Origin of the sequence: Clostridium sp. AM58-1XD, assembly GCF_003464085.1 — a bacterium.
GTDB lineage: Bacteria > Bacillota > Clostridia > Lachnospirales > Lachnospiraceae > Lachnoclostridium_A.
The window spans coordinates 157,718-165,770 of sequence record NZ_QSDR01000007.1 but is presented as its reverse complement, the minus strand read 5'-3'; the positions used below and the strand labels follow the sequence as shown (position 1 = coordinate 165,770).

The 8,053-nt window shown below is 42.3% G+C and carries 15 protein-coding genes; all 15 read right to left on the bottom strand.

All coding sequences use genetic code 11. The annotated features are described in order from the left end of the window. The coding region (locus DXA13_RS06240; RefSeq protein WP_118242523.1) for a DUF6731 family protein at positions 1-868 on the bottom strand (868 nt) is incomplete at its 3' end. 332 nt (positions 869-1,200) lie between these two features. Then, the gene (locus tag DXA13_RS06235) at positions 1,201-1,596 is read right to left on the bottom strand and encodes a hypothetical protein (RefSeq protein ID WP_118242521.1); all 396 of its coding nucleotides are present in this window, start codon (positions 1,594-1,596) and stop codon (positions 1,201-1,203) included. Between the two features lie 298 nt (positions 1,597-1,894). Next, positions 1,895-2,125, bottom strand: a complete 231-nt coding sequence (locus DXA13_RS06230) for a hypothetical protein (RefSeq protein WP_118242519.1) — start codon at positions 2,123-2,125, stop codon at positions 1,895-1,897. A gap of 66 nt (positions 2,126-2,191) precedes the next feature. Next, complete coding sequence (locus tag DXA13_RS06225) at positions 2,192-2,977, bottom strand: hypothetical protein (protein ID WP_118242517.1); 786 nt, start codon at positions 2,975-2,977, stop codon at positions 2,192-2,194. Between the two features lie 117 nt (positions 2,978-3,094). Next, positions 3,095-3,265 carry a hypothetical protein gene (locus DXA13_RS20930; protein ID WP_181995548.1) on the bottom strand — a complete coding sequence of 57 codons (171 nt, stop codon included), beginning with the start codon at positions 3,263-3,265 and terminating at the stop codon, positions 3,095-3,097. A gap of 59 nt (positions 3,266-3,324) precedes the next feature. Continuing rightward, positions 3,325-3,471 carry a hypothetical protein gene (locus DXA13_RS20925; RefSeq protein ID WP_181995547.1) on the bottom strand — a complete coding sequence of 49 codons (147 nt, stop codon included), beginning with the start codon at positions 3,469-3,471 and terminating at the stop codon, positions 3,325-3,327. Next, positions 3,468-3,734, bottom strand: coding sequence for an XRE family transcriptional regulator (locus tag DXA13_RS06220; RefSeq protein ID WP_118242514.1), 267 nt, complete (start codon positions 3,732-3,734; stop codon positions 3,468-3,470). Before DXA13_RS06220 ends, DXA13_RS20925 begins: the two co-directional genes overlap by 4 nt. 34 nt (positions 3,735-3,768) lie before the next feature. Next, positions 3,769-3,975: a hypothetical protein gene (locus DXA13_RS06215; RefSeq protein WP_147347997.1), complete on the bottom strand. Its 207-nt coding sequence runs from the start codon at positions 3,973-3,975 to the stop codon at positions 3,769-3,771. Between the two features lie 124 nt (positions 3,976-4,099). After that, entirely contained in the window at positions 4,100-4,945 is an 846-nt protein-coding gene (locus DXA13_RS06210) for an ATP-binding protein (RefSeq protein WP_118242510.1), read from the bottom strand. A 210-nt stretch (positions 4,946-5,155) separates the two neighbouring features. Continuing rightward, positions 5,156-5,545 carry a hypothetical protein gene (locus tag DXA13_RS06205; RefSeq protein ID WP_118242508.1) on the bottom strand — a complete coding sequence of 130 codons (390 nt, stop codon included), beginning with the start codon at positions 5,543-5,545 and terminating at the stop codon, positions 5,156-5,158. Between the two features lie 12 nt (positions 5,546-5,557). Then, positions 5,558-5,917 (bottom strand): hypothetical protein, encoded by a 360-nt coding sequence (locus DXA13_RS06200; protein ID WP_118242542.1) that lies wholly within the window; start codon positions 5,915-5,917, stop codon positions 5,558-5,560. An 88-nt stretch (positions 5,918-6,005) separates the two neighbouring features. Next, the gene (locus tag DXA13_RS06195) at positions 6,006-6,686 is read right to left on the bottom strand and encodes a putative HNHc nuclease (RefSeq protein ID WP_118242506.1); all 681 of its coding nucleotides are present in this window, start codon (positions 6,684-6,686) and stop codon (positions 6,006-6,008) included. A 17-nt stretch (positions 6,687-6,703) separates the two neighbouring features. Next, positions 6,704-7,282 carry an ERF family protein gene (locus DXA13_RS06190; protein ID WP_118242504.1) on the bottom strand — a complete coding sequence of 193 codons (579 nt, stop codon included), beginning with the start codon at positions 7,280-7,282 and terminating at the stop codon, positions 6,704-6,706. Further along, positions 7,279-7,863 carry a hypothetical protein gene (locus tag DXA13_RS06185; RefSeq protein WP_118242501.1) on the bottom strand — a complete coding sequence of 195 codons (585 nt, stop codon included), beginning with the start codon at positions 7,861-7,863 and terminating at the stop codon, positions 7,279-7,281. The genes DXA13_RS06190 and DXA13_RS06185 overlap by 4 nt, the downstream gene beginning before the upstream one ends. A 1-nt stretch (position 7,864) precedes the next feature. Beyond that, on the bottom strand, positions 7,865-8,017 hold the full coding sequence (locus DXA13_RS20920) for a hypothetical protein (protein WP_181995546.1): 153 nt from the start codon (positions 8,015-8,017) through the stop codon (positions 7,865-7,867). Positions 8,018-8,053 lie beyond the last annotated feature (36 nt).

Below are 8,053 nucleotides of genomic sequence, written 5' to 3'. Positions count from 1 at the left end.
TATTATATTTTGTATGAATTTCGTCTGCTATCTCTTCAAACTTGATTGTTTCTAATTTTTCTAATTTCAATGATATAAAATCATGACTTTTCATTGAAAACAAATCTACTGTATCCACTGGATCACATTCGAATTCTTTTATATTTAATTCGGCATTAGCAATTAATCCCTTATTCTCCCTTAAAATTCCAATAGTTTCTTTTACCTGTTCATCGTCTAATGTTCCCTTTTTTGCACGTCCTAATGAAATTGTTAGAACAGCTGCATTTGCCGAAAAACCATTAAAATAGTCCAATAATCTTCCAAAAGAAGAGTCTCTATTACCATTAAAAGTACTAGTAGGTATATTAGCAAATTTCATAGACAGCTTTCTATATATTTTAGCCCTATTTAATTTAATATCTAAATCCAACGGGGCTATAGGCCTAAGGTGAATTTCATACTTATCAGAACTCAACGCTTTATTTAAATAATGTTCAACACCAACTGAGCTTAAACTATCACGATTTCGTTGAAGCGCCATAATATGATTATTAGTGTCATATATAGCAGTTACCTCTTCACCAATATATTCATTATCTAATAAAATTAGCGGTTCCGTTTGTGAATCATCTTTTGCTGTAGAGGGGATTTTAGTTTGCCTAAGTCTGGCAAAGTTTAAATACCAATATTTATCAATGCTATTATATTTAAGCTTATCTAATCTCGCTTCTTCTTGATAATAATCAAATGTTCTTTCCCTCAAAGTATATTGGTCTATCTTTACCAATAATTCTTCTAAATCATATAAGTCTTCACAATTGGCCTGGTCTTTCAAACAGCTTACTACTTGATAGTATTCTACTCTTATCTTACGAATATATGACATAACGCCTCTCCCATTGACATTTTCTTATATTATATCATATTCCTCTTGTAAAATACTACTATATAAGCCCATTTCGTATATTCAAATTATAGAACAAATGTTCTGATTTGTAAAATTAGTAAATTTAATAAGTAAAAGACACCCTATTTCTAGGATGCCTCTTATGCATCTGGAAAATGTCTTGGGAGAATATAAACCAGATACCAAATCAGCAGCCAAGCTATAGCACCTGACTGCCATAAATTTCAATTAGGGGAGGATTACAAGCATTACCTCTAACGTTTGCATACTACCATAATATCACGGAAGCTGCCCCTTCTAGTGCACATTTTTTATCTTTTTTTAGAAAGTAGATAGAAAAAATACTTTCTGGAGCAATAAAAGTCTGTTCTATTCATTGGCACATCCAACCACTCATACGGTACACCTTCCGTTATATTCTTCATCAACCACTGGTAGATATCCGAATCGGCCTCCCTTGCTGTACGCTCGATCAGATCAATATCTCTTTGCAGAATAGTATTTTCTACTGCAATGCTCTCTGTCGGTTTCCCTGGAAGGTTCCCTTTCGGCTGTCCGTCGCTTATCACCGCCCTTAATCCATATCTGCTCTGCAGTTCCCTCCTCTTCTCGTAGTACTGCATGCAAAAGTACTTCAGTTCATTATATTTCGCACGAGATATATTATAATCACTTAGTTTCATATCCCGCTTTTTGATCTTGTCCATTGGTTTCCCCTCCTTTCAACATAAGGCTTCTACAAACACCTGTCGTATATAAGCTGCGGCCGCAAGTACACACCTTCTTATCAAAAGAATATCTTGTGCGGCAGACCAAACATATTTTATGTACCTCAATCGGTCTTACACTTTCCATTATAATCCCCCTAAAATATCAGTTTTCCTGACTAATGTCATTCTCAAAGGCAGCCCTTATACGCTCCGCAAATGCGGCACACATGCCATCAACCGTATCTCCACTTTCTCGGATGTCCTGGCACCCGTTATACCTTAAAACTATTGATTATTAATATCTTGCTTTTTCTGCTTCTTCCTTCGATGTGTAATACTCCGCCACGTTGCTTATTGTTCCATTAGCTTCTTGGACTTTTATATATCCTTTAAATTCCCATCCAGCAAAAAATGCGTCATGGCTAATTACAACAGCTTTTTTTATTTTTTCGTATGTAAGAAAATATACAGTGCTTCCTATTGGAGGCGGTTGCCCCAAAAACTCAAATATACTTATCTGTCCCATAATCCTCCAAAATGCTAATTCTAAACCCGTCGAATCCGACCAGTTTAAAATGTTAAAATGTTAATTTTATATAAATCCATCTCTAAACATATCCATCTGCACAGCCGGGTAATCTTCCCACCCAACACCAATATAATCCAGCACTCGTCCCCAGCCATAGCGTTCACCAGTGACTTCATCAACACAGCATTCATACATCCAATACTTCCATGCCTTTGGATTGTCCTCCCTGAGCCGGTCGAACCTGTGTGGCCGCTTCTCTATATGGATTCCAAATCCACAGATATCACATCCTGTCCTTTTTGCCTTGGTAGTATCCAGTTTGCCATTGACTAGCTTTATTTCTCCATATGCTTCTGGTACAGGTGCGTGTAGGTCACGATTCAGCTGTAGCACATCTTCCCGCAAGAAGGGCGCGAATGGCGCCGATCGGATAACATTCTTTCCATAGTAGTTACAACCATTCTTCATGAGTGCAAATTCTCTCTGGCCTCCTTCGCAAGCCATCAGACCAAGATATGGATAGCTGTTGTTTTCTTTTGCCCAGCGGTCACAGGGATCTTCTTTCATATGCTTGCAGCAATCTGCAGATACCTTAAAGCCTGCACATTGGCAGCACAAGTCTGGTCTATGCTCCTGGTACAATCCTCCAAATAACTTGATCCACTTATCCGGAAGTTTTATCTTATTGGAATGCTGCCACTTTCCCTGTTCTCCCATATCGCCTGTCATGATCGCATGGATAAATGTCTGCTTTTCTGAGTCAGGTGTCTGAAGGAGATTGATTTTATGTGCCTTTGCCTTACTGATTACTGGAAATCCCAATTCCTGAAGAACTTTGTGTTTTGCCATATCCGGGTAAATAGGCTTGACTCCCAGTTCTTTATGTATTTTCCGAATGCTCGCATGCTCTACTGAAGTCACCCCTACTGCAGGTATGTCATATCCCAGGGAACGAATAAAGCACAGTCATGTAATGCTGTCCAGGCCTCCTACAGAAATGTGAACATTCATTCCTCGTTCATTTACGATTTCATCATAAAACTCATGTATTCGACGTTCCGCTCGTTTTACTTTTACCTCATACGGCAGGTGCTGCATTGCTACAAAACGCTTGATATAATCCTTTTCTTCGCTCATTTTCGAAAGGAGCCGTCATGACTTTGCCCTGCAGGAGCTCCGTCTCCTTTCTGATTAAGTTAATAATCCTCGTGTGTAATCTTGTCCAGCTGTCTGATAACCGGATCCATACTGACTCCGGTCAGCTCCCCGATCTCCTCCAGACAAATGACCATTTTCTCATAATCTCCACCAAAATATAAAAATACGATCTCAAATAAACTCATCTCTCCTCTGGTCCCTCACCATAATCAGCCAGCAAATCCATACAGTCAACTTCCAGCGCCTCTGCTATTGCCCGAAACTGACTTGCCTTAATATGCTGCGTATTGGCTTCAATCTTGCAAAGAACAAAGATATTTATGTCCACACCAGACAACTGGACCTTGATAACCAGGTCGGATGTTTTTAACCTCTTTTGCTTTCGGATCCTCTTTATGTTTGTCCCGATCTGGATCTTATCATCGTTCCTTATCCTGGTTTCATTCATATCTGGCCTCATTTCTGTATGTACGACATTTGACTCAGTTCTTAATTTCACTCTCTGTTACTTTTGGTATCAGTTTAATCTTCTTGATCTTCTCCGGGTATCGTTTCAGAAGCTGTGTTACTCTGATCCATTCTCTACCGGTTTCTTCTCTTGATCGGCAGCCTGCCGCCCTTGTGATCTGGTATTTTTCTCTGTATGTGTACCCGGCATTCGCATATGTGGCTGCACTCGTTTTGGGCAATCCGATTGCCGCGTTCACTTCTTTTGCAGTTAGATTCTCATAAAGGTCATTTCCTGTCTCTGCGTCTAGGACATCATATTGATAAACGATTATTCTCCCCTCCTTTTGGCTTCATCGCCTGTTTTTATTTTTGGTTCATTCCTTCAATTAAGCTTTTTCTGTTCTCATCTGCTATCAGCTCTCTCACCGATTCTTCCGGAAAGGGCAGCTGAAATGTACGTTCTTTTATTCGGTTGGTTATCCGGTCATCATATTTGAGATCCTCAAGGTTCATATTGCTGGTGAAGATCGTAATCACTCTGTCCTGATACCGGCCATTAATTATGCTGTAAAACCGTTCCCCAATCCAGTCCTTCGGCAGTTCTGTACCAAAATCATCGATTACCAGCACCTGTACGGATGACAACGCAGAAAGTAGATTACTTTCGCTTTTACTCTTGTCATCCCATGTAGACTTTATCTCATTTACGATCTGCATGGAGCCTGCAAACTTGACCTGCAGACGATGGGTGTATATAAGCTCATTTGCAATGCTGGCAGCCATTCTGGTCTTTCCTGAACCTTTTGTTCCGGAATACAGGTAAAGTCCCATTCCTTTTGCCCTCATATCTTCCAGATGATCCATATAGTATTTAATTGCTGCACATGTCTGTTTGATGATTCGCCGGCTGTCCTCCTGATGATATACCCCCAGTTGAAACGTCTTTAAGGACATCTCCTTAAAAGCTTCTGGTATATTGGCAAAGCTCAGTTTCCGCTCCATGATCTGACGTTCCACTAAGCCGCAATCACAGCGCCGTCCATAATCCCTGCCGGCTTCATCCACCCAGTATATCCAACCTTTTCCCTGACAAATGGGACAGACATCAGAATCCCTGGAAGTCTGTTCCGGCGTCTCCAAAATAATCGTCTGAGCCGTACGTTCTGCCTGTATCCGGCTTACGGCTTCTTCCAGCGTCTTCACCCGCATGTTCTCCCTTCTTCCGCTTCTGCTCCCAAGTCCGCACAGCTGCTTTCCAATCGCTCATTTTGTTTTTTCCAACCATCCAACCCTTGGACTGATAGAAATCAACAAAGCCCTGAGCGTCAATGCCGTTATTCCGTGCATGGCAATATGCTGCTACCTCATCGACTTTCGGCGCAGTGAAGCGTTTTTCTTTGGATACGTTAGTATCTTTCTTTAATTGTTTAGTTTTAGTTTATTTATGTCTGAACTTTGTACGGTCGTTTGCACTGCGTTTGTACTGCCGTTTGTACTTTCGTTTGTACCTCCTTTTGTACTGTCTTTTGTAGGGTACAAAATGCTGTACTTCGTGCATTCCCCTCTTTTTTTCGATGGGATGAAATCAATCAGGCCGATCTGTTTCAGCTCTGCTCTGGCTCGTATCAAAGCCTTTTCACTTATTCCCATCATCCCGCTGATATTTACGTTTGTCCTCGAGAACCAGTCCGACCAACTACATTTGTTGTTTATTGCCAGTAACGTGTAATAAAGCAACTGTGCGTTATTGGAAACCTGGCTGCACTGGATGAATTCGTAAAATTGATTCAGCAGCTCTATATAATTCATGCAGGCAGTCACCTACCCTTCTATTTTTTGTCCGGCTTCCCACTCCCGGTAAAGCTTGATCCACTCCTCTAAGGGCATGGTAACAAGCCATTCTGCCCTGTCCCGGCGGTGAAATACCGCTGGCAGTATTTCCTCTGCAAATGGAAGCTTAACTGCCTCTGCGTCTCTTACAGACTGCTCTACCGCTTCCTGCAGGTTCAGGCGTTCCACCCGCTTGCATTCGATATGGATACCAGGCAGCCCGATCACATCCGCCGATCCGTCTGCTCCACAGTACTGCTGGCCTCTCCGGCAGTCGTATCCGTATTCCTGCAGCTTCTTAGCCAGCTCACGCTCGCCGCGCTTTCCTTTTTCTCTCTGCGCTTTTCCCATTCCTCCCTCCTTCCCGGCCGGCAGACGGTCAGTCAGCACCGGCCTTAAAGGTTTATCAGCAATGGCTTTTTTTGTCGTGACACAAATATTAACCATTTAGAGATAGCATGTTTTCAAAATTCCCATAGTTCTCCGGAGCCATAGCCTGGAACCTCTTAATTCCATAGACTTTATACATACCCATAAATCGGATATTTCCAAGGCTGTGCGCCTTTACATGGTGTTCTCGGCACAGGGCAATGATTTCATGGTTCCGGTCATCGTAGTGCTTCCGGTCATTTCCCATTCCAACCGCGTCCACATGATGAATATCCGCCTTCTTACCACAAATGCAGCATCTTTTATAACGAATGCACTGGATCAGGTAGGCGTTGATATCATCCGTCCGCTTTAAGCCGCTTTCTGTGAGGATAATGCCGTGATACAGGCAGTAATCCATTAAGACATTGATAAACTCCCGCGCGGTTGTTACGGAGCAGTCAGACAAGGAAAAATAATCATTTCCCGTCAGCTCTATGTATCGATACTTCATCCATTCCTTCGCGATCTCCGGAGGATATCCGGTATAATCAGCGATATCCCGGATGGTTGCATAGATTTTCTTACGCTGCTCCGTCGATATATGACGGCTGTCATCCAGTCCGATCTCTGCAAATCGGATGTGCTGCAGGTCGATCTTATAGCGGATATCCTCGTCCAGATGCACATACAGATCACAGCCATCTCCTGATTTTCGATAGCCTGTTATTTGGCTGAAATAGTTTGGCATAGTCTTCACCTACCTTATCAGTCATCACCAAATTTTGCTTTTAAGCTGTTTAACAGTTTGCCCGACTGAACATCGGTCAGTGTATCCCAGGAAATCGCATTAACCTTACACAGCTGGTCTACCTTTATCTTGTGCTTTGCACAGATTGCTTCAATTATTTTCTTTCTGGCCGGATCAGCTGGATTGTCATCCTGCTCCTGAAGGTATTCTTCCGTATCCGCGTCTTTCGTATCGTCCAGAAGCAGAAGACCATTCAGTGCGTATTTCCTGGCATAGGTAGAAGCCGTTCCGGTGATTTGGCTGTCATCCATTCCTTTTCTACTCAAACTTTCCCTGGCAAAAGCGTTTGCTGATATCTCGTCTCCCGTTTCAACATCGTAAATTGTTGCTGTTGCCTTTATGTAATGCCTGTCCCCAATCTGGACCATATCATCATCCAGCTTTAAAAGGACATGATATTCTTCTTCAAATGGTTTGAAAGCTTTTATAATGCCTTCCATTGATCGGTAAGTATATCCTCCAAATGTATTTGTTAAATCTTTTGGTGCTTTTATTCTTTTCTGGATTTTCATCAATTTTTCCAGTGCCTGATTCATTTCTCATCCTCCCTCAAATAATTTCCAGAAAAATACCATTCCTCAATCGATTTGCCAAACTCTGCCTGAAACGCTTCCTGTTCCTCTGGCGTTCCATGAAGACAGCATTCCAAGGCATATGTATATGCCTCTTCAAATGGAATGTATTTTCCCTTTTCTCTTCCAATGCCGACATATCCTCTTGGAAACGCCTCTTGGCTCTTCATTTGCGCAAGACAATCATCGCAAAGCCGTTCATCAAACGGATCGACATGAATCGGTGCGCCGCATTTGTCGCATTTATAGCCAAACATCTTGACTTTTCCTCCATTTTCCCCGATAATAAGGGTGACTAAATTTTTATTTGTTCTTTTGATTCCCCGGCTGTTCCCGCAGCTGGGGATTCTGTTTTTCCTGCTTTTTTTTAGATACTGAATCCACGTAGGAATCGCGCCCTGAGCCAGCTCTGCAGCTGCATTATAATTGGATGTGGCGCTTAATTCCCTTACCTTTGCAGCTTCTCTCTCCAGAACTTCAATGTCGGTATGTAAAAGTGAAAACCGCGCCTCTACTCCGTTTTCTAATATGATGCGTCCTGTCACCTTAAACACCTCCCTTCCACGCCAATGCTACAGCCATAATGACCAGACACACGAGCAATACTTGGCAGACGTCTTGATACAATCGCCGACAGCGCCGTTCCTCGCGGTACCGTTCCCGGTAATCTCTCTCATCTGATATGATTCGAACTCTCATTTTTTCTCCTTCCTACAGCTTGTCCAGCGTTACCGC

Coding starts and splice junctions, on each gene's coding strand:
- DXA13_RS06230 (WP_118242519.1), bottom strand. CDS start 2,125: ATGGGACAGATAAGTATATTTGAGTTTTTGGGGCAACCGCCTCCAATA.
- DXA13_RS06210 (WP_118242510.1), bottom strand. CDS start 4,945: ATGCGGGTGAAGACGCTGGAAGAAGCCGTAAGCCGGATACAGGCAGAA.
- DXA13_RS20925 (WP_181995547.1), bottom strand. CDS start 3,471: ATGAGTTTATTTGAGATCGTATTTTTATATTTTGGTGGAGATTATGAG.
- DXA13_RS06225 (WP_118242517.1), bottom strand. CDS start 2,977: ATGGCAAAACACAAAGTTCTTCAGGAATTGGGATTTCCAGTAATCAGT.
- DXA13_RS06195 (WP_118242506.1), bottom strand. CDS start 6,686: ATGCCAAACTATTTCAGCCAAATAACAGGCTATCGAAAATCAGGAGAT.
- DXA13_RS20930 (WP_181995548.1), bottom strand. CDS start 3,265: ATGAGCGAAGAAAAGGATTATATCAAGCGTTTTGTAGCAATGCAGCAC.
- DXA13_RS20920 (WP_181995546.1), bottom strand. CDS start 8,017: ATGAGAGTTCGAATCATATCAGATGAGAGAGATTACCGGGAACGGTAC.
- DXA13_RS06220 (WP_118242514.1), bottom strand. CDS start 3,734: ATGAATGAAACCAGGATAAGGAACGATGATAAGATCCAGATCGGGACA.
- DXA13_RS06200 (WP_118242542.1), bottom strand. CDS start 5,917: ATGGGAAAAGCGCAGAGAGAAAAAGGAAAGCGCGGCGAGCGTGAGCTG.
- DXA13_RS06235 (WP_118242521.1), bottom strand. CDS start 1,596: ATGGACAAGATCAAAAAGCGGGATATGAAACTAAGTGATTATAATATA.
- DXA13_RS06205 (WP_118242508.1), bottom strand. CDS start 5,545: ATGAATTATATAGAGCTGCTGAATCAATTTTACGAATTCATCCAGTGC.
- DXA13_RS06190 (WP_118242504.1), bottom strand. CDS start 7,282: ATGAATCAGGCACTGGAAAAATTGATGAAAATCCAGAAAAGAATAAAA.